The organism is Larsenimonas rhizosphaerae (genome assembly GCF_026240105.1).
Classification (GTDB): domain Bacteria; phylum Pseudomonadota; class Gammaproteobacteria; order Pseudomonadales; family Halomonadaceae; genus Larsenimonas; species Larsenimonas rhizosphaerae.
Genome location: NZ_JAPIVE010000003.1, coordinates 230,054 through 250,977 on the forward strand (window position 1 = coordinate 230,054; position 20,924 = coordinate 250,977).

The window sequence follows — 20,924 nt, forward strand, 5'->3', positions numbered from 1 at the left end:
AGCATGACATATGCCACGCCCAACAACCTAGCCTGCTAACCTTCCACCGGTTGGGCATAAAAAAACCGGCCCAAAGGGCCGGTTTAGATAACTCAAGACGCTGTGTCTTAGAAGCTGTAGGCAACACCGGTGGCAACGCCGTTACCGATATTGTCTTCGCGATCGTAGTAACCGCCTTCCAGCCAAACATACATCTGATTGCTCAGATTGTAAGTACCGCCAAGAAGATATTCGTTATAGGTTTCATCGCTCTGGTTTGCACCGTCATAGCCATAGGAGTCAAGCGTTGCAACAGCCTGCGCTTCGGCATCAACAAACTGATAAGATGCGTAGATGTCGCCCATGCCATAACCATAGCGGAAACCAATACCGTAACGGTCAACATCTGCATTGTCATTCCAGTCTGCATCAAGACGACTGTACTTGAAGCTGATCAGGAGTGTATCGATGTTATAGGCAACGTTGGCACCGTACAGATCACCGTAGTCACGAGCGTCGTCGCCATTACCGGGAGTGAACTCGAAGTTATCCAGGTTGTCATAGACAGCAGCAAGGGTCCAGCCGCCCATGGTATAACGCAAACCACCGAACAAGGAGGCGCTGTTGCCTTCATCTAGGCTGAAGTTGCCGCCACCAAGGTTGGCATTGGCAGACTGAGCGTTGTTAAAGGAACTGCTGAAGCTGTCCTTGTCACCGTAATACTGAGTACCTACCGCAAACTGCAGACCAGACCAGATCGGTGAAGTATAAGTGAACTTGTCGCTTTCATACTGTGTACCACCTACGTCCTGCAGCGCTCCAGTGTGGCCGAAGTATTCATCGTTCGCCATCGGATCCTGGATCCAGTCGTTGAACAGGGCGTCCCATGAGCCTACGCGGAAATCACCAAAGTTACCGGTGATACCGACATATGCCTGATCACCCTTGGACAGGCCGGACTGAGTGGCATTACTTCCACCTGCTGCGTAATAACCTTTTTGGTTATCAGCGTTGAATTCAAATTCAGCGCGGAAGTAGGCAGTCAGACCGTTATCCAGAACGTGCTCACCCTTGACACCAAAGGTAGAACCGTTATCGAACAGATCACTTTCTGTATCGATAGTGCCGTCGCCTTCCGAGTCAGTACCCTTGATACTACGGAGACCCAGCTGAACGTTGCCGTACAGATCAAGCTTGGAGCCGTCCTGGTTGTACACGGTTGCAGCCTGGGCACCAGAGGCAGCCATACCCAACGCACCGGCAATCGCAGTCGCTAATAGCGTCTTTTTCATTTTTTTAAGTCCCTTACTAGGCTTACTGTTCGATTGTCTGCTTTTTAATTATTTGCAGAGGGTTGCTTCGTGCCTGTGGTCCAGGCTGTGAAGCTTGTTATTATCTGTTGCTCGCAGACGTACCTTATAACGACCCCTGACCGAACGCAACAAGAAAAAAACACTGTTTTCGATCCCTTATTGCCTCATCTCAGCGACGTCATAACACAAAAAAAGTGCCACATTATTGTGACACTTCAGTTAAAAACCCTTTAAAAAAAGCAACTTGCAATTTCGTTAATCTGCAAAAGGTATTAATTACCCTTATTGAAAAAGTTCCGCCACCCTTTATTATACTTTGGTTTAATAAGGCGTTAGTCGTGGTGATGCAGTGTGCTCAGCGCCGACAGTTTTTTAGCCATACGCTCACGGTTTTCCTGGTCTTTCTTCTGTTGCTGCCGTGCCTGAAGTGATTTCAACTGCTCCCTTGCATGCTGCTCTTCTTCTGCGGTGATTTCACCAGCCGGAGCACCGTCAAGATCAACTCGCTGCACTCCCTGTCGAATTGATTTCAAATAACGAGGAAGATTGACATAGCAGGCAAGTGCCCGCCGAAGAAGTCTCGAGGATACGGGATAATATGTTGCAAGCACTTCGTGGATACCAACCTGAAGTGGCTGCGTGTGCCCCTTGTAGAATGCCTTTGGAAACCGCGCATACCACTCTTCCAGAAGAGCCTGTGGCGTACGAAAGTCGCTCTCAGAAATATCGACAGCCGCCTCATCAGCCCGACTGTCGTGATGAGGCGTGCCCTGTGTCACATGATGGTCTTCAACTGGTTCAAGGGGCGACGCAGCCACTGTTGGCGAAACTGATGCCTCATCGCCTGATATCGTTGAAGGTTCAGTCATGGCGCCACCCTCCTCGCGAGGGCGTTTCTCGCCGCAGCTCCCCAACGTCTCTAGACGCGACTTGAGGGCCCTGTTCTCAGCCTCAAGCGCACGAATCCTGCCATGGGCCTTCTCCAGTTGCTCCCAGGCATTGATGGCCCGCTGCTCCAGCGCGTCCATGAGTGCGCCCAACTGCTCGCTCATAATAAACTCCACACATTGTGCGCAACCTCATGGCTGCATAAGGTTAATCGTTGATGGTAGACGTGCGCTCATAGCGAACGAAGTCATAATCAGGCTGTTGTGGTGTCGGGCTACCCGCCACACGCTCCACTTCCGTCCATTCCGTGTCGGTAAGTGGAGGAAACCAGGTATCGCCCTGAATATCAACATTCACTTCTGTCACATAAAGGCGCTGTGTCATGTCCAGAGCCTGACCATAAATATTTCCACCACCGATCACCATGATTTCCTCACTGCCATCCAGCATTGCCTGGTGGTCGGCAACCTCGATGGCCGTGGCCAGGTCATGACACACCCTGACGCCATCGTGAGAAAAACTGGTGTTACGCGTCACCACAATATTAAGGCGGTTGGGCAGAGGCTTGCCGATGGACTCAAAGGTGGCTCGCCCCATGACCAGCGGCTTGCCCTGAGTCGCCGCCTTGAAGAATTTCAGATCTTCCGGCAGATACCAGGGCAACTTGCCGTCGACCCCGATAACCCGGTTACGTGACATGGCCACGATCATGGCTACCGGCACAACCGTATCATCACTGCTTGAGTGCTTTTTCATACTGCCACCTGTGCCTTGATATGCGGATGAGGGTCATACCCCGAGATGCTGATATCGTCAAAGGTAAAATCAAACAACTCCGTCACGGCTCCGTTAAGCTGAAGCTGCGGTAACGTGCGGGGTGTGCGGCTCAATTGCTCTTGAGCCTGTTCCAGATGATTAAGATAAAGGTGAGCATCTCCCAGCGTATGAATGAACTCACCGGGTTCAAGCTGACAGACCTGCGCCACCATACGGGTCAACAGGGCATAGCTTGCAATATTGAAGGGCACACCCAGAAAGATGTCGGCGCTACGCTGGTAGAGCTGGCAGGACAGACGGCCATTGGCCACATAGAACTGAAACAGGGCATGACAGGGAGGCAATTGCATTTCATCAACCAGCGCCGGGTTCCAGGCCGATACGATAAGACGTCGAGAATCAGGTGTTTTGCGAATACCATCAACAACCTGACTGATCTGATCGATGTGTCCTCCCTGATAGTCTGGCCAGCTACGCCACTGGTACCCGTATACGGGCCCAAGTTCGCCGGCCTCATCTGCCCATTCATCCCAGATGCGCACCCCGTTGTCCTTGAGGTAGGCGATATTGGTCTCGCCTTTCAAAAACCATAAAAGCTCATGAATGATAGAACGCAGATGCAGTTTCTTGGTGGTCACCAGCGGGAAGCCGGCAGCAAGGTCGAAACGCATCTGATGGCCGAACACCGACAGCGTGCCGGTGCCGGTGCGGTCAGTTTTCTCGACGCCCTGGTCGAGAACACGCTGCATTAATTCCAGATAGGGCTGCATGAACTTTATTTACACTCATTACGCGGTGGGGGTTGAGTACGGTGTCTCAACAGACTGGCGCCGCGACCAGACGACAAGCAGAATGCCGCCGGCCAGCATTGGCAGACATAGAAGCTGCCCCATGGTCATCCAGCCAAAGGCAATGAAACCAAGCTGGGGGTCGGGGCGCCGGAAAAACTCGACCGAGAACCGAAACAGGCCATAGAGTAACAAAAAAAGACCGGACACAAGACCCCTGCGGCGGGGTTTCAATGAGACAAACCACAGGACAAGGAACAACACCACGCCCTCCAGCAGGAACTCATAAATGGCAGAGGGGTGACGTGGTTGCGGGCCATATTTGGGATAGTCCATGGCCCAGGGCACATCGGTGATACGACCGGGCAGTTCCTGATTGATGAAATTACCCAGCCGCCCTGCCCCCAGGCCAATAGGTACCAGTGGAGCCACAAAATCGGTAAGCTGAAAAAAGGCCAGCCCATGGCGCCGGGCGAATAATATCGAAGCGATCAGTACGCCGATCAGCCCGCCATGAAAGCTCATTCCGCCATCCCATACCTTGAACACCCAGAGAGGGTCAGCGGCAAGGGCCTCCCAGCCGTAAAAGAGCACATACCCAAGGCGACCGCCCAGCACAACACCCAGTGCGCCATAAAAGATCAGATCGCCTACATCATCCCTTGTAAGCCCCAGCCGGTCTGCGCGCATTCGCGCCAGTAACCATGCACCGGCAAAACCTACTACGTACATGAGGCCATACCAGTGTATGGCCAGAGGACCAATGGAAAACAGGACAGGATCAAAATTCGGGTAATGCAACATGCCAACATCCTTAGCCGAAAAGTAACTTGAGTGCCATGACAAGCAAAAGTACGGCGAAAATACGCTTCAGCCAACGTTCTGACAGATAATGCGCGACACGCGCCCCAAGGCGGGCCGTCAACACACTCATCAGTACAATGCCAAGAAAGGCAGGCCAGTATATATAGCCCGTAGCGCCATGAGGTAATCCTGGTGAGTGCCAACCGACAACAACGGCTGTGACTGCACCGATGACGGCGATGGGCACACCACAGGCCGATGACGTTCCCACGGCAGAACGCATGGAGACTCCGCGCCATTCAAGAAACGGCACCGACAAAGTACCGCCCCCTACACCGAAAAGCGAAGATACTGCTCCGATGACGCCTCCAGCACCAGCCATGCCCGGGAGAGGCAAAAGTCGCTCCTTATCGCGGGCAAGACCGGGAGCAATCAGAAGCTTGAGTGCTACCGCCACAAAAAACCCACCAAGCAGGAGTGACATGACAGGGCCGGATAACTGTCCTCCGACCACCACACCGAGCATCGCGCCAGGAATCAGGCCTGGCAACAATTTCCTTAGACAGTCAACGCGCACACACCGACGAATGAAGTGTGCCCGTGCCGAAGAAAGAGAGGTAATGGCTATGGTGGCAAGCGATGTGCCAGTGGCCAGATGTACAATAGTCTCGGAAGAAAAACCGAGGACGCCGAATGTCAGTACCAACAGCGGCACGATCACGGCACCACCACCAATACCGAAAAGCCCGGCCAGAAAACCGGCCAGGGCGCCTATCGCGGCAAAGATCAGAAAACTCACGTTGATCGCGTCCTGGCTGCGTCCTCAGGACTTCCGCACCCAACGCAATGAGGCAGAATGCCGTCGGAGAGCCTGTTAATGATGCTCGCTCCGCGGAGGAAGAAGATGAGCCAACCCCCACTCGTTCATGCGATTGAAAAGATGGCGATGTACCAGCGCCGGTGTAGGCTGTGTCAGGGTCTCCTCGACCAACTGGCGCGCCGAACCAAGACTGACACGGCGAATCGCAGCACGGACACGTGCAAGATTGGGCGCATTCATCGACAGCATGTCGTATCCCATGCCCGTCAGCAGCAGTGCTCCGGCAGGGTCACCGGCCAGTTCACCACAGACCGAAGCAGGAATGCCGAGCCGGTTTGATTCAACCGCCACATGATATAACGCCCTCAATACCGAAGGATGGCAGGCATCATAAAGCGATGATACGCGTGCATTATTGCGATCAACCGCCAGAAGATACTGGGTAAGGTCATTGCTGCCCACTGAAAAGAAATCCACCAGCTGTGCCAGCGCATCCAGTTGATAAAGCGTGGCAGGCACTTCAATCATCACCCCTACCAGCGGCCGCTCGATCGATACTCCGTCGTGCTTGAGCTCCTCGATCACCCGGTCCATCAGCTTGAGCGCGGTAATGACCTCTTCAACACAGGACACCATGGGCAGCAGGATACGGAGATTGTTAAGCCCCTCTCCTGCCCGCAGCATTGCTCTTAATTGCACCATCAATACTTCGGGATGGTCCAGCGTAACGCGAATGCCTCGCCAGCCAAGAAACGGATTATCTTCCTCGATTGGGAAATACGGCAGATCCTTGTCTCCACCAATATCCAGCGTACGCATGACTACCGGCAGCGGAGCAAACCCTTCCAGTTGATCACGATACAGGCGCTGCTGCTCCTGCTCACTGGGAAAGCGCTGATGCATCATGAATGGCACTTCAGTGCGATACAGGCCCACTCCATCTACACGCGCCTTGAGAGAGCTGGCGATTTCCAGCGACAGGCCGGTATTGACCATCAGCTTGACCGAATGGCCATCTTCGGTTTCGTTCGGCAGAAACTGCTCGCTTTCAAGCATGCGCGTAAGCGCACGCTCTTCCTCGATCAATATTTCGTAACGGGCTTCCATTTCCTCATCGGGCCGAACCATCAGCTTGCCCCGATGCCCGTCGACAATAAGGCGAGAGTGAGTCAGGCGAGACAGGGGCAAATCACTCATTCCCAGCACGGCCGGAATCCCCATGGCACGCGCAAGGATGGCCACATGAGAAGTACTCGACCCTCGTGTCGCCACCAGCGCGACCAGCTTGTCACGAGGAATCTCCCCGAGTTGCGCCGCACTGATTTCATCGCCTACCAGGATAGTATTATCAGGATAGATCACCGGCTCGGCAGCGCTTTCCTGCTGCAGATACCCAAGAACACGCCGACCGAGGTCCCGGATGTCAGCAGCACGCTCCTTGAGGTAATCGTCATCCACACGCTCAAGATACTGAACATGACGACGCACGACTTTTGAAAGGGCAGTCGGCGCAGACCATCCCTCACGAATACGTTTCTCGACCTCCTGTCCGAGTGAATGCTCACCCAGCATCTGCTGATACACTTCAAACAGCGCCTGCTCCTGGGCCGAGATGCGGCTTGCCAGTCGCTCCGCTGCAGACTTGATATCGGCACGTACACCATTGATCGCCTGATTGAAGCGCGCCACATCGGCATCAATATCGTTTGTGCGCTTTTCGGGCACCGCATCAAGATTGGCCGGCGGCACGACTACATGGGCCTCACCAATCGCAAGTCCGGGCGAAGCAGCCACACCGGAAAGCACGGCCGACCCCTCGAATTCATTCAAATGCGCCAGTGCACCGGAAGCCAGTGCCTGAACAAGCACACCGGCCAACTGGGCAGCCATCGTGATCAGAAACGCCTCGTCACCCTCATCGAAGCGGCGCTTGTCTCGCTGCTGCACGACCAGTACACCCAATACACGGCGCTGGTGGATGATCGGCACTCCCAGAAAGCTGGAATAGCGCTCTTCCCCGGTTTCCTCGAAGTAACGAAAATGCGGGTGTGATGGTGCATCTTCCAGATTGAGCGGCTCTTCCCGGGTCCCGACAAGACCGACCAGCCCCTCATTGTGCGTCATGCTAACGTGCCCAATGGCGCTGGCATTCAGGCCGATGGTGTCCATCAGGACGAAGCGGTCTCGCTCGCTGTCCAGTAGATAGACGGAACACACATCGGTTTTCATCGCCTTGCGTATGCGGCGAACGATGATCGACAGCGCAGAATCCAGACTTTCTGCGCCGTTGACCTCCTGAACAATTCGCCTGAGCACCTTTAACATGGAAGTCATTATGTCCTTATAGTCTCGGTCAACGGGCCACGAACATGCGCATGCCCGTTTGTTGCTACCCCGACACCCTGTACGGAGAAGTTATCAACGCTGCATCCCTGCATGGCAACCTGGGTGCCAACTCACGCAGCGCACGACGGTAAACCTCGCGCTTAAAAGGCACTACCTGTCCAAGTGGGTACCAGTAACTTACCCACCGCCAACCATCAAACTCGGGCTTGGGCGTAGTATCGACACAAATGCTGGCTTCCTGACATCGAATCCGGAGCAAAAACCACTTTTGCTTTTGCCCGATGCAAAGCGGCCTTGAGTGAGTCCGTATCATGCGCTGAGGCAGCCGATACCTGAGCCAGCCTCGGGTACAAGCCATTATTTCAACATCGTCTCGGCATAATCCGATTTCTTCCTTCAACTCACGATAAAGCGCCTGCTCGGGTGATTCATTCGGTTTGATGCCACCTTGCGGAAACTGCCAGGCATCCTGTCCTACCCGCCGAGCCCAGAGTACCTGCCCGCTGGCGTTGGCAATGATGATACCAACGTTAGGGCGAAAGCCGTCCGGGTCGATCACGAGTATCCCCTTTTAAAAATACAATAAGGGCATTTTTCCACAAAGCCTGAAAGCCCATCAACAGCCACTGACAAGTATTAAACAATTGGCCTGTTTGACATAATCACGTAAAACCACTGTTTGAGCATTCTTCTTTTACTCAAGCCTACAGGAGCCATGCGTGCGACTGGCCATTTTTGATCTCGATAATACCCTGATTGCCGGAGACAGCGACCACGCCTGGGGCGAATTCCTGGTGGAGCAAGGCGCTGTCGACCCGCTTGAATATCGCACTGCCAACGACCGCTTTCACCAGGATTATATCAACGAGACCCTGGACCTTGACGCTTATCTGCGTTTTTCACTGGCACCACTGGCATCACACTCTCGTGGACAGCTTGCCGCCTGGCATCAGCACTTCATGGCGTCGGTGATTGAACCGATCATTCTTCCCCGGGCCGAGGAGCTGCTGGCAAGGCATCGGGCCAATGGTGATTACCTGCTGATCATCACTGCCACCAATCGATTCATTACCGGACCGATTGCAGAGCGTCTCGGTGTGGATGACCTGATTGCCATCGAGGTGGAAGAAATTGAGGGTAGATACACCGGTAACCCTACCGGCGTACCCAGCTTTCGAGAGGGCAAGATTACACGGCTTGAACAGTGGCTCGAAGCGCATGACATGTCACTTGAAGATGCCTTTTTCTACAGTGATTCCCGCAATGACCTGCCACTACTGAAGCAGGTTGATCATCCGGTTGCCGTCGATCCGGATGAACACCTGAGAGCATACGCCGAAAAGGCAGGCTGGCGGATCATGAGCCTGAGAGATCCGATTTGAACAATGGCAGGACATGAAAAGGGGCGGTGCCTATGGCACCGCCCCTTTTCATTGCCGCCGGTCACCTGTCATCACCCGGACACCTTGTCGGACACGTCCGCATGGTCGGCATGCAACCTTGCAATCAACACATCCTCCAGTGCAAAGCGGTCCTTCAAAACACGCGCCAGCCTGTCAAGCCAGGCCGTGATTTGCAGGCGGTTTTCCTTGAAGGAAGTCTCATCGGCATAGGCATCATTAAAATCCAGTGCCAGCTGCGTTGACGGATCCATGTTTTCAAGCAACAAATGCCCCGTTTGAAGTGCGGCCTCATCATCGAACAGCCGGCACTCCTCGCAAAGGCGGGGATAAAGCTCAAAGTGTCCGGTACTGACGTAATCCACCAGTGCTTCACCGAACCGGTCAACCAAAGCGCGGTCAGCGATTTCAAGGTCACTGTCACAGGCCCGCTCCAGCGCCGCGTAATGCTCGAGCAGCTCACCTCGCTGCTCAAGCCACCGATCAATCAGTGTATGAACACCACCCCAGCACTCCCGAGCACTTGCCCACTGTTTCAACATAACCGGCTCTCCTTTCATTCATTCACGAGGCACGGCGCAGTGAACGCACCATAATGCCGAGGGTGATCACAGCCAGTACCGTAAAACCAATCAGAGTCCATACCGGCAGGGTCATGCCCAACCAACGGAAGGATACTTCAGCACACTCTCCCGACCCGGACAACACCTGGGAAATAACATTCCAGAACGGAAGTACCTCCATCATGTAATCAAGTCCGGGACCACAGGTGGGCACCTGATCCGGCGGCAGTGTCTGAAGCCAGGCATGGCGGCCGGCAATGCCCGCACCCACCAGCGCCGACACCAGTGCCAGGCCGCCATACACCGCCCCGCCCCTGCCTTTGGGATTATGAAGCGCTCCGATACACAGAATGATCAACGCCACCAGAACCGCAACGCGTTGAAAGATGCACAGCGGACACGGATCAAGTCCGAAGCCATGCTGCATGATCAGGGCGGCGCCAAGCATCAGCGCGCAGAATACGGCACCCAGCCCGCACTCTCGTCGTGTTGTACCTGCCTTTATCGGCGAACTCATTGGCGTATCCATATACCGTCGTTGTCTGGGAGTGTCGTCACTGCTTAGTCCCTGCGCGCTACACGAGGTTCACTGGCTTTCTCAAAGTAGCTTTCCAGAAAGGTCGCAAAATCGACGGTTTCGTCCTGCTCAATGTCCCCTTGCTGCTGATGAGAGGTGTCAGTCAGCTCCTTCAGCAATGACTCACGCGCCCGATCCATCGGTTCGGCAGCCAGCCGATCGGTATACATTTTCGCCTGTGAAAGCGCCCAGTCGGTGAATTCCTCACCACTGTCACGCAATGCCGCTTCCATTCGGCCGGCCGGAGTCAGCGCGGCATTATCCAGAAGCGGCGCAAGCGCCGTGATGGCCGCCTGATGCGGTGCACCGGCATCACCTTCATCAAGCAACTCGGCTACCGCGCCCATGGATCCCAGAACATGACGGGCCTGATCGCGCATGGATACTTCATTCCCATCCACAAGCAGTGTCAGCTCGGGGTCACGGCCATGAGCCACAACCCGTGTACGGTTCAGATCCAGCTGATCGCACTCGCGGTCAGAGACCTTCGGGCTTGGTGACAACAGGCACCAGACCAGAAACGCATCCAGAAACCGAATTTGTGTTTCGCTGATCCCCAGGGGCTCGAACGGGTCGAGGTCCAGGCAACGCACCTCGATGTACTCCACACCACCAGCCTCGAGGGCCTGCGTAGGCGTTTCGTTGTGACGAGCGACCCGCTTGGGACGAATGTCACTGTAATACTCGTTTTCGATCTGGAGAATATTGGCGTTGAGCTGTTTCCATTCGCCCTGCTCATCCTGAACACCCAGCGCTTCATAGGCAGGCCAGCGCGCCGTAATGGCATGACGAAGTGTATTTATGTAATTTTCGAGCGAATTGAAACAGATACGAAGCTGATCCTGTACCTTGTTCTGATAGCCCAGATCACTCATGCGCAGACTACAGGCGCTCGAGGATAACCGTGTCCGCTTGCCGTGCCGCGGGAGTTCCGAATCACGCCCGTCCAGAAAGCTTTCGTCGATGGCAGGTGAGCCACCGAAGAGATAAAGCAGCAACCAGCTATTACGTCGGAAGTTTCTGATCAGATCGAAGTAACGCCGCGATCTAAAGGTTTCCAGAGAGACGTGCTCAGCCCCTTCGAGGCTCTGCAGCACCGGCCACAACGCATCCGGCAGGGAAAAGTTGTAATGGATACCCGCAATGGACTGCATGATGCGCCCATAGCGGGCGTCCAGGCCATGCCTATAGACCTTTTTCATGATACCGCTGTTGGAAGAACCGTAATCAGCAATCGGCACACTGTCGTTGCCTGACAGACGACAGGGCATGCTTGCAGGCCATACCCATTCACCGTCCAGCTGGCGGAAGGTATAACGATGCAGATCGCCCAGAAAGGCCAGCGCATCCTTCGGGCGGCAATAAACAGGCGTGATGTATTCCAGCAGGGATTCGGAATAATCCGTCGTGATATGCGGATGTGTCAGCTTTGACCCCAGTCCGTGCGGATGATGCACCGCACTGATACGCCCCTGGGCATCGGCTCGCAGACCTTCCTTCTCGATGCCGCGCCGAATACGACGAAACATTCCCTGACGCGCTGCATTTCGCAGCGCCTTTACATGACCGGTGAGTGACTCGGACAAGAGAGGCACCTTCTTTCAGGGAGGGCCCCAGGGGGCCCTCGTGTTCGGATCGAGCCCATGGGCTCTCTTTAGACAGGGTCAAACCTGACAGTATCAGGCTTGAGCATGCCGCTCATTATGACGCTAACTTTTCTGCTTTCAAGCACCTTACTGCTCGCGCGCGCCCGCCTTTAAAAGCGCTGCAGCCAGTGCGCCTGCCGGCTTGTCTTCCTGCGGTGCTCGCGACGGAGTACGACGCGAGCGCCCCTTGTCTTCAGCAGCCCGTTCAACCACATCGTCATCAAGGCGCATGCTAAGCGCGATTCGCTTGCGCGGTATATCGACATCCATCACCTTTACTCGAACGATGTCACCGGCCTTGACCACTTCACGGGGGTCCTTGACGAACGTGTGCGACAAGGCAGAAATATGTACAAGGCCATCCTGATGCACACCGATATCCACAAAGGCACCAAAATGCGTCACATTGGTAACAGCGCCTTCGAGCACCATCCCGGCACGAAGGTCCTTGAGTTCCTCCACTCCGTCCTGAAAACGGGCAAAGTTGAATTCGGGGCGCGGATCCCGACCGGGCTTGACCAGCTCCTTCAGGATATCTGTGACCGTAGGAAGGCCAAACTGTTCATCGGTAAAATCAACCGCCTTGAGCTGTCCCAGAAATGCAGCATCCCCTACCAGACTGCCAACCTGGCGCTGATATCTATTGGCGATACGCTCGACCACCGGATAGGCTTCCGGATGCACGGAAGAGGCATCAAGGGCATTCCGGCCCTCCCGAATGCGCAGAAATCCGGCGCACTGCTCGAATGTTCTGGGCCCAAGCCGTGACACTTCCAGTAACTGGCGCCGCTCATCGAAGGCACCATGCTGATCGCGCCATGCGATGATGCTATCGGCCAGATTGGCGTTAAGCCCCGAAACACGCCGAAGCAATGCACTCGACGCCGTATTGAGGTCTACCCCCACGCCATTGACGCAATCCTCGATCACCGTATCCAGTGACCTTGAAAGCTGCATCTGCGAAACATCGTGCTGATATTGCCCAACGCCGATGGACTTGGGATCAATTTTCACCAGTTCAGCCAACGGATCCTGCAGACGCCGGGCAATCGACACGGCCCCCCGAATGGTCACGTCCAGATCCGGAAACTCGCTGGCCGCCAGTGCCGAGGCCGAATATACCGATGCACCAGCTTCACTGACGATGATCTTGCTGACCTGTCGCCCACGCACCGCAAGCTGCTTGACCACATCGCCCGCCAGGCGATCGGTTTCACGACTGGCGGTTCCATTACCGATGGCGATCAATCCGATGTCGCATCGCTCACAGAGCGCTACCAGAACATTGACAGCGTCAGCCCACTGGTTTTTGGGTGCATGCGGATAAATGGTGTCATGAGCCAGAAACTTGCCGGTAGCGTCTATGGCGGCAACCTTGACACCGGTACGAAGCCCGGGATCCAGCCCCAGTGTCGGCTGCGCTCCCGCAGGAGCCGCCAGCAACAGATCCTTGAGGTTGGCCGCAAAGACCTGAATGGCCTCACCTTCGGCCCGCTCTCGCAACCGGCCCAGAAGCTCGGTTTCAAGATGGGTATACAGCTTGACTCGCCAGGTCCAGCGTACAACATCACGAAGCCAACGATCGGCGGCCCGGCCCTGATCTTTAATCCCGGCAGCATGAGCAATATCCACTTCGGCAGGATGCACATCGCCTTCTGTTTCAGGTAGCTCCAGCCGCAGCGTCAGCACTCCCTCGTTACGGCCACGGAACATGGCCAGCGCACGGTGTGACGGCGCCCTGCACAGTGGCTCCTGATGGTCGAAATAATCGGAAAACTTGGCGCCCTCCTGCTCCTTGCCATTTACCACTTCAGCCCGAAGCAGGCCATCTGTCCATAAGCGATCGCGCAGACGACCGACCAACTCGGCATTCTCTGCAAACCGCTCCATCAGAATCTGGCGAGCGCCATCCAGAGCATCACGCGTAGTTGCAATCCCGTGCTCGTCGTTGATGAAAGAGGCTGCCGTTGTGTCCGGGTCGAGTGTCGGATCCGACAGCAACCGATCCCCCAGTGGTTCAAGCCCGGCTTCGCGGGCAATCTGTGCCTTGGTGCGCCGCTTCTTGCGAAAGGGAAGGTAAAGATCCTCGAGTCGCTGCTTGGTCGTGGCGTCTCGAATCTGCTGTTCCAGTTCAGGCGAAAGCTTGCCCTGCTCGTTGACCGATTCAAGAATGGTCAGCCGGCGCTCATCAAGCTCGCGCAGGTAACGCATCCGCTCTTCCAGCGTACGCAGCTGACCATCATCCAGCCCCCCCGTGGCCTCCTTGCGGTAACGCGCCACGAAGGGCACGGTCGCCCCTCCATCCAGCAACGTCATGGCTGCCTCGACCTGGCGAGGTTCAACATCAAGTTCTGTAGCAATACGTACTGCTATATCGTTTGAAATCATTGTCATACCCGGTCATCCCCTTATCGCTGGCAACACCCTACCACACAACATGAAAAAGGCCGCGGCCATGGTCGGCAACCTCAAGATTCAGGCCATCCAGGGCGATAGGTTCTACTCGACCCTGTCCCGGTGCCAGCGCGACCTCATCCAAAAGGGCGTCTCCTGATCGGCACCGACCTTATTGAGGAAGGCGTTATGGCCATTCAATTCAACAGTCTTAAAACCAAATACATGGCGGCATTCATGGGTGTCGCCATCGCACTGCTGATAACGCTGCTGCTGGCAGAGCTGACCATTTCATCCACTCGTGATCGCATGGTCGAATTCAGCGGCACGTTCAACCGTGCTGTATCCGCCGTCCTCAATGCCGACAGGGATCTGTACCAGGCCCATGTGGCAGAACTGAATTACCTTTCCCTGCCCAGCGAATCAAAGGCTGCCGCCGATGCAAAGGCAGATTACGAGGAAAATGCCCAGCAGGCGTTCGATCGCATGAAGCTCTACCAGTCCAGTCTGGCAGCGTATCCGGCCCTGGTTGAGCGGGTAAGCGATTTCGAGCAACACTATTCTCTCTGGAAACAACAATCCAGCCAGGTCTTCGCCCTCAAGGCCGCAGGTGATACCGCGGCGGCCACGGCATTGAGCCAGGGCCAGTCGCTGGATGCCTTTTCCCGTCTTAGAGACGTCTACGACACCGCCGGTGAAGCAGCAGACCAAAAGATTGATCAACTGGGTGCAGAAACCCTTGGCTACATCTCGAATCGAATGATCATGCTGTGGATCGTATCCGGCTCCGCCTTCATTTTTTCCGTCGTGGTCGCTCTGATGGGCCCCACCCTGCTGACACGCAACATCAAAAAACTGATCAATCGTATCCATGACATTTCCAATGGGGAAGGCGACCTGACACGGCGACTTGATGCCTCGCGACAGGATGAACTGGGTGATCTTGCAAGGGCCTTCAACGAGTTCGTCGAGCACATTGACGAGACCCTCTCGGGCGTTCAACACAGCACAGCCAATGTACGAGGCTCCGCAAACGAAATCGCCGGCAGCAGCCGCGAAATGGCGTCACGTACCGAGAAGACCGCAGCCAACCTGGAACAGACCACCGCCTCCATGGAAGACATGACACAGGCCGTCAACAAGACATCCGATGCAGCGAGGGAGGCCAGTCGCCTCTCCGAGCAGACGGCTGAACTGGCCAGAGACGGGCAGCAGGCCATGACAGCCGTGGAAGCCAGCATGGACAACATAAGCACCTCGGCAGGCAAGGTCAGCGACATCATCACCCTGATAGACAGCATTGCCTTCCAGACCAACCTGCTGGCATTGAACGCCTCGGTAGAGGCTGCCCGCGCCGGGGAGCATGGCAGAGGGTTTGCAGTAGTGGCCCAGGAAGTTCGCACACTGGCAGGCCGTGCCGGAGATGCTGCGCAAAACATCCGCGATCTGATCATGACGTCGGCTGAACACACCGAGAATGGCACCAGGATGGTCATACAGGCCAGCGAAACCATGACGCGCATCCTGGAAGGAGTTGAACAAGTCAATACCACCATCAACCGCATCAGTGGTGAATCCCAGGGCCAGAGCGACGGTATCAGACAAATCAGTCTGGCCATCAACGAGCTGGATCAGATTACCCAGCAAAATGCTGCCATGGTGGAAGAATCAAGTGCGGCAGCCGATGACCTTCGTGAACAGACAAGCCACCTTTATCAGATGATCAGCGGGTTCAAACTCAGCAAGCAGGCCCCGACGGTTGCAGAAACCTCGTCGCACCCTGCACCTTCGACCGCACCAGCACCAGCACCAGCACCGAAAAAGGCACCAGCACCTGTGAAACCCCTGGCCCAAAAGACAGCTACGCCACCTCGCAGGACAGTACCTGATACTGTTAGTGAGGATGACTGGACAGAGTTCTAAGCGAATCATCACTTCTGTAAAAGCCAGTCAAAAAAAGGGGGGGAAGACAATGTCTTCCCCCCTTTCCTGTTACTTCATACTGACATCAGGCCTGCGGACCAGCCTTGATGATTTCGTCGTCCACGCCTTCGAATTTTTCAAAGTTGGCCACGAATTTCTGGATCAGCGCCTCGGCCTGCTCGCGATACGCTGCCTTGTCTTCCCAGGCATTGATCGGATTGAGCAGATGGGACTCAACCCCTTCCACTTCCAGTGGAACAGACAGGTTGAGCCCCGGTACATGTTCGGTTTCCGCGTGACGCAGAGCACCGGACTGAATGGCGGCAATCACGCTACGTGTCGTCGGAATGCTGAATCGCTCTCCGCCCTGGCCGAAGGCACCACCGGTCCAGCCGGTATTGACCAGATATACCTGAGACCCAAAAGCCTCGACACGTTTCATCAGCAGCTCGGCATACACATGTGCCGGCCGCGGAAAGAACGGCGCACCGAAACAGGTAGAGAACGTGGCTTCCAGTTGTGACGTTGAACCAATCTCGGTAGACCCGACCTTGGCGGTATACCCGGACAGGAAGTGATAGGCAGCCGCTTCAGGCGAAAGAACCGAGACCGGCGGCAGCACGCCACTCATGTCACAGGTAAGGAAGATAACGGCGGTAGGTTCTCCGGCGCGGTTATCAGGAACCCGCTTTTCCACGAACTCAAGAGGATAGGCTGCGCGGGCGTTCTGAGTCAGAGATGTGTCGTCATAATCCGCTGCACGCCTGTCATCCAGCACCACGTTTTCAAGCACGGTGCCATAGCGAATCGCTCGCCAGATAATAGGCTCGTTCTTCTCGGACAGATTAATGGTCTTGGCATAGCAGCCCCCTTCAATATTGAAGACGGTACCTTCACCCCAGCCATGTTCGTCATCACCGATCAGATAGCGGGAAGGGTCAGCAGACAGCGTGGTCTTGCCTGTGCCGGACAGCCCGAAGAACAAGGCCGTTTCGCCGTTTTCGCCAACGTTGGCACTACAGTGCATTGGCAGCACGTCCTTTTCCGGCAGCAGAAAGTTCTGCACCGTGAACATGGCCTTTTTCATCTCGCCGGCATAGCGCATGCCGGCCAGCAATACACGACGGCGCGCAAAGTTGATCATGACCGTGCCATCCCCATTGACCTGATCCCGCTTCGGATCACAGGTAAAGGTTGGCGCGCTCAGGATTTCCCATTCGCCCTTGCCGCGCGGATTGTACTGAGGCGGACGGACAAACAGGTTACGGCCGAACAGCGCATGCCATGCAAATTCGGTACGCACACGCATCGGCAGATAATGGTCCGGATCCGATCCGACATGCAGCTCGTTCAGAAAAGAGGCCTTTTCGGCGACATGATCTTCCACCCGCTCCCACAGCGCATCAAAGATGGCCGGAGTGGTCGGCTGATTGACCGCGCCCCACTCGATGAATTCGCTGGTGGAGGGCTCGTCGACAATAAAACGGTCCCGCGGCGACCGCCCGGTGCGGTGTCCGGTTTCCGCAACCAGTGCACCATCTACCGAAAGGTGCGCTTCGTTGCGCATCAGCGCCTGTTCCACCAGCTCGGGCATCGTAAGATTAACGAGCGGCTTCGAAGAACTGTCCAGTTGTGTCGTCATGTATATCCTCGGCCGTGAGGCCTCTCTCTCGTTGGTACTTGCTTGTAAAGCAGGGACATTATATGCGCCCTGACATCCACGCTGCCCTCTCTAATGGAGGTTTACAGCAAATATCCCGCAGTGCATGCCTTTCACGGGGCCGCCAGTATGGCAAAAAAGCACGAGGCCGGGAATGGCCGACAGGGAAGGCGCGACATCTTATGCACATACGGCACAACGCATGCCAGGCGCAGTGTCGGTTTTCAGTGCACTGTCGGCGATGGGGCGCCGGGATTTTCGATCAGATGCTCGATATCCGCCGCCGAGAAATGATAGCTCGTATTACAGAAATGGCACTGCGTATCAATGGCCTGCCGCGTTTCCAGGGTTTCGCGCAGCTCGGTTTCGCCCATACTCAACAGCGCCGCGGCAAACCGTTCCCGAGAACAGGTACACCCGAACGACAGGGGAGCAGGATCAAAGACTCGAATCTGTTCTTCGTGGTAAAGCCGATACAACAGCTCTGTAGGCGCAAGCGACAGCAGCTCATCGCTCTTGACGGTCTCGGCCAGTTTGGTCGAACGATTCCATGCATCCGGGTCCTTGCTGGACTGATCATCCGGAAGGGTTTGAAGCAGAAGCCCGCCGGCAGCATGCTCACCAGCGGCCAGCCACAGCCGCGTCGGCAGCTGCTCTGACTGGGAGAAATAATGCTCAAGACAGCCCGCCAGCGTGTCGGAATCCAGCGCCACGATGCCCTGGTAACGCTGTCCGTCCCTGGGGTCGAGTGTCATCACGATATGCCCTTCACCCATCAGATCGGCCAGTGAGATATCCGATGCGATATCTGCATTCTCATCAAACCGTGCAACCGCGCGCAATGACTGGGCATGCTCCTCGTTCCCCGGGTTGGATTCAGCCATCAGAAGAGTGGCCGCACCCTTGCCTCGCACTTCCAGACTCAATACACCATCAAGCTTGATGGTAGTAGTCAACAGTGCAGCGGCCGCCAGCAACTCACCCAGCTGGCGTCGAATGCCGGCGGGATAGTCATGACGAGCAACGACCTCGCCAAAGGTATCGGCAAGTGTTGCCACTTCGCCGCGTACATTGGTGTCGTCAAACATGAATCGTTGTATATGGTCCATAATTTTCTCTTTCGCGTCTGCCATGTCAGGTCTCGGTATCCTGACGCTGAAAACGCTGAATGTGTCGCCGCTCCCGCTTGTCGGGACGATGTTTGGGCGGTTGCATTGCCTGATTGGCCAGGCGCCGGCTCTCGGCTTCCTTCAGACGGCGGGTCTCGCTGTCAGGCGTTTCCTGATACAGCAAACGTGCCTCAGGTGCACCACGGCGCTGGCCGGAAAGAGACAACACCTCAACTTCAAGGATGTCCCATCCCTGCGGCACCTTCACCAGTGCGCCCTTTTCCACTAGTTTACTGGTCTTGGCGCGCGCGCCGTTGTAATTCACCTTGCCGCCTTCAATGGCCTTCTTGGCCAGCCCACGGGTCTTGAAAAACCGCGCTGCCCACAGCCACTTGTCCAGTCGAACGTCATTGTCGCTCATGAGCACTCCTGTATGTCGTGTGCATGACTCAGGATATGAGGGCTGATCTGCTCAATGACAAGTCAGGGCAATTTCACCATGGTCTCTGCAAATCGGTCGAGCGCCACGAACTCGGCAAATACCTTTCGGGGAGACTGACTATTGGGTTGCAGGATACCCAGTAGATGGCGAATACCGTGCTCGCGTGCGGCTTCAAGCACTCTGACATTATCATCAATCAACAGGGTTCTGGTCGGGTCGAAGCCCAGCCGCTCCTCAAGCAGCAACCAGAATTCGGCGGCCTCCTTGGGATGGCCTATATCTTCGGAAGATACGATATCGTCTACCAGCTCATCCAGTCCGGTCATTGGCAGCTTGAGGGCCAGGCCACGCCGGTCCGCGTTGGTCGCCAGCACAACTCGTGGATGCTGCTCCCTGAGCCACAGCAGGAAGTCGCGAGCATCCTGTCGAAAGCCGATCAGATGAGCCACCTCCTTCTTGAGTGCGACAATATCGAGATCCAGTTCGCGAGACCAGTACTCGAGGCTATAGCCGTCAAGTGTGCCGTACTGCTCCATGACTCGACTCAGCATGGCCTCACTGGCAGCTTCATCCAGCTTGTGTAATTCCCGATAACGCTTCGGAAGGTGTTCCAGCCAGAAGTGGCTGTCAAAGTGCAGATCCAGCAGCGTGCCATCCATGTCCAGCAGCACCGTATCGACACTCGACCAGTCGATCATGCTTGTTCTCCCCGGCAATAAGCCTTCATTGTAAGCGTTGACATTCGAGACGCCAGAGTCATATTCGGCTCATCCGGAATGCTGAATTTTCCTGCACCGGTTTTCAATGCCGGGTACTACGGTATTGAGTACCATGGGCACAGGATACAGCCAGGAGGTAATGCCATGCCGAAGAAAAAACCCTGCGTTGACGCCGTTTACCCGGTCGCGGAAAGTCGCCTTTTCCGGATTGAGGCGCTGGATTTGACGTTCAGCAATGGCGAACAGCGCTGCTTTGAACGCCTGAGTACCTCAGGCACAGGCAACGGAGCGGTCATGATAGTGGCCATGCCGGATGACGAGCACGTGCTGTTGATCCGCGAATATGCTGCAGGTATTGAAGACTATACGCTGACCCTGCCCAAGGGCATCATTGACAACGGTGAGGATGTGCTCACTGCCGCCAATCGTGAACTCAAGGAAGAATGCGGATATGGGGCACGAATACTTGAGCCACTGACCGAGCTTTCCCTGGCGCCCAACTATATGTCCTACCGTATACAGGTAGTGATCGCTCAGGATTTGTACGAAGAAACCCTGCCGGGCGATGAACCCGAACCGATGGAAACCGTGCGGTGGCGGTGGGATGAGCTTGGCGCGCTTCTGGCAAGAGAGGACATGCATGAAGGCCGTGCCATTGCGGCATTATTCATGGCGCGGGAATATCTGAAAACGCGTGAAAACAATGATGCTCGATGGTGGTAGGCTTTCCTGAGCACAAAAAAGCCGGCTTTCGCCGGCTTTTTTTATACACATTT

19 protein-coding genes are annotated in these 20,924 nt (G+C 55.6%); 3 read left to right on the forward strand and 16 right to left on the reverse strand.

Annotated elements, in window-relative coordinates:
• Positions 1-107: 107 nt before the first annotated feature.
• The 8 genes from OQ287_RS11115 to OQ287_RS11150 form a co-directional block, all read right to left on the reverse strand.
• Positions 108-1,271: a porin gene (locus OQ287_RS11115; protein ID WP_265896463.1), complete on the reverse strand. Its 1,164-nt coding sequence runs from the start codon at positions 1,269-1,271 to the stop codon at positions 108-110.
• Positions 1,272-1,624: 353 nt separating this feature from the next.
• Positions 1,625-2,344, reverse strand: coding sequence for a ProQ/FINO family protein (locus OQ287_RS11120; protein WP_265896464.1), 720 nt, complete (start codon positions 2,342-2,344; stop codon positions 1,625-1,627).
• A gap of 43 nt (positions 2,345-2,387) precedes the next feature.
• Entirely contained in the window at positions 2,388-2,936 is a 549-nt protein-coding gene (locus OQ287_RS11125; protein ID WP_250939269.1) for a dihydrofolate reductase, read from the reverse strand.
• Complete coding sequence (locus OQ287_RS11130) at positions 2,933-3,727, reverse strand: thymidylate synthase (RefSeq protein WP_265896465.1); 795 nt, start codon at positions 3,725-3,727, stop codon at positions 2,933-2,935. The genes OQ287_RS11125 and OQ287_RS11130 overlap by 4 nt, the downstream gene beginning before the upstream one ends.
• 18 nt (positions 3,728-3,745) lie before the next feature.
• On the reverse strand, positions 3,746-4,549 hold the full coding sequence (gene lgt, locus OQ287_RS11135) for a prolipoprotein diacylglyceryl transferase (protein ID WP_250939265.1): 804 nt from the start codon (positions 4,547-4,549) through the stop codon (positions 3,746-3,748).
• A gap of 10 nt (positions 4,550-4,559) precedes the next feature.
• A complete protein-coding gene (locus OQ287_RS11140; protein ID WP_265896466.1) occupies positions 4,560-5,348 on the reverse strand; it encodes a sulfite exporter TauE/SafE family protein in 789 nt (262 codons plus the stop codon).
• A gap of 75 nt (positions 5,349-5,423) precedes the next feature.
• Complete coding sequence (gene ptsP / locus OQ287_RS11145; RefSeq protein ID WP_250939385.1) at positions 5,424-7,694, reverse strand: phosphoenolpyruvate--protein phosphotransferase; 2,271 nt, start codon at positions 7,692-7,694, stop codon at positions 5,424-5,426.
• Between the two features lie 64 nt (positions 7,695-7,758).
• Complete coding sequence (locus OQ287_RS11150; protein ID WP_250939262.1) at positions 7,759-8,274, reverse strand: RNA pyrophosphohydrolase; 516 nt, start codon at positions 8,272-8,274, stop codon at positions 7,759-7,761.
• Positions 8,275-8,434: 160 nt separating this feature from the next.
• On the opposite strand from OQ287_RS11150, the gene OQ287_RS11155 reads away from it, so the two are divergent.
• Positions 8,435-9,097 carry a histidinol-phosphatase gene (locus tag OQ287_RS11155; RefSeq protein WP_250939260.1) on the forward strand — a complete coding sequence of 221 codons (663 nt, stop codon included), beginning with the start codon at positions 8,435-8,437 and terminating at the stop codon, positions 9,095-9,097.
• Between the two features lie 71 nt (positions 9,098-9,168).
• Here OQ287_RS11155 and rsd read toward each other — a convergent pair whose 3' ends face one another.
• The 4 genes from rsd to OQ287_RS11175 form a co-directional block, all read right to left on the reverse strand.
• Positions 9,169-9,657: a sigma D regulator gene (gene rsd / locus OQ287_RS11160; RefSeq protein WP_250939258.1), complete on the reverse strand. Its 489-nt coding sequence runs from the start codon at positions 9,655-9,657 to the stop codon at positions 9,169-9,171.
• A 22-nt stretch (positions 9,658-9,679) separates the two neighbouring features.
• Complete coding sequence (locus OQ287_RS11165; protein ID WP_250939256.1) at positions 9,680-10,195, reverse strand: disulfide bond formation protein B; 516 nt, start codon at positions 10,193-10,195, stop codon at positions 9,680-9,682.
• Positions 10,196-10,239: 44 nt separating this feature from the next.
• Positions 10,240-11,841 (reverse strand): glutamate--cysteine ligase, encoded by a 1,602-nt coding sequence (gene gshA / locus OQ287_RS11170; RefSeq protein ID WP_284732815.1) that lies wholly within the window; start codon positions 11,839-11,841, stop codon positions 10,240-10,242.
• A gap of 147 nt (positions 11,842-11,988) precedes the next feature.
• Complete coding sequence (locus OQ287_RS11175; RefSeq protein WP_265896468.1) at positions 11,989-14,295, reverse strand: Tex family protein; 2,307 nt, start codon at positions 14,293-14,295, stop codon at positions 11,989-11,991.
• A 189-nt stretch (positions 14,296-14,484) separates the two neighbouring features.
• On the opposite strand from OQ287_RS11175, the gene OQ287_RS11180 reads away from it, so the two are divergent.
• A complete protein-coding gene (locus tag OQ287_RS11180) occupies positions 14,485-16,218 on the forward strand; it encodes a methyl-accepting chemotaxis protein (protein ID WP_265896469.1) in 1,734 nt (577 codons plus the stop codon).
• 85 nt (positions 16,219-16,303) lie between these two features.
• Here the strand turns inward: OQ287_RS11180 and OQ287_RS11185 are convergent, their stop codons facing one another.
• From OQ287_RS11185 to OQ287_RS11200, 4 genes are all read right to left on the reverse strand, one after another.
• Entirely contained in the window at positions 16,304-17,860 is a 1,557-nt protein-coding gene (locus OQ287_RS11185) for a phosphoenolpyruvate carboxykinase (protein WP_250939250.1), read from the reverse strand.
• A gap of 242 nt (positions 17,861-18,102) precedes the next feature.
• Entirely contained in the window at positions 18,103-18,990 is an 888-nt protein-coding gene (gene hslO / locus OQ287_RS11190) for an Hsp33 family molecular chaperone HslO (protein ID WP_265896666.1), read from the reverse strand.
• A gap of 22 nt (positions 18,991-19,012) precedes the next feature.
• Complete coding sequence (locus OQ287_RS11195; protein ID WP_265896470.1) at positions 19,013-19,408, reverse strand: RNA-binding S4 domain-containing protein; 396 nt, start codon at positions 19,406-19,408, stop codon at positions 19,013-19,015.
• A gap of 62 nt (positions 19,409-19,470) precedes the next feature.
• The gene (locus OQ287_RS11200) at positions 19,471-20,127 is read right to left on the reverse strand and encodes an HAD-IA family hydrolase (protein WP_250939246.1); all 657 of its coding nucleotides are present in this window, start codon (positions 20,125-20,127) and stop codon (positions 19,471-19,473) included.
• Between the two features lie 165 nt (positions 20,128-20,292).
• On the opposite strand from OQ287_RS11200, the gene nudE reads away from it, so the two are divergent.
• Positions 20,293-20,871 carry an ADP compounds hydrolase NudE gene (nudE, locus tag OQ287_RS11205; RefSeq protein ID WP_250939244.1) on the forward strand — a complete coding sequence of 193 codons (579 nt, stop codon included), beginning with the start codon at positions 20,293-20,295 and terminating at the stop codon, positions 20,869-20,871.
• Positions 20,872-20,924 lie beyond the last annotated feature (53 nt).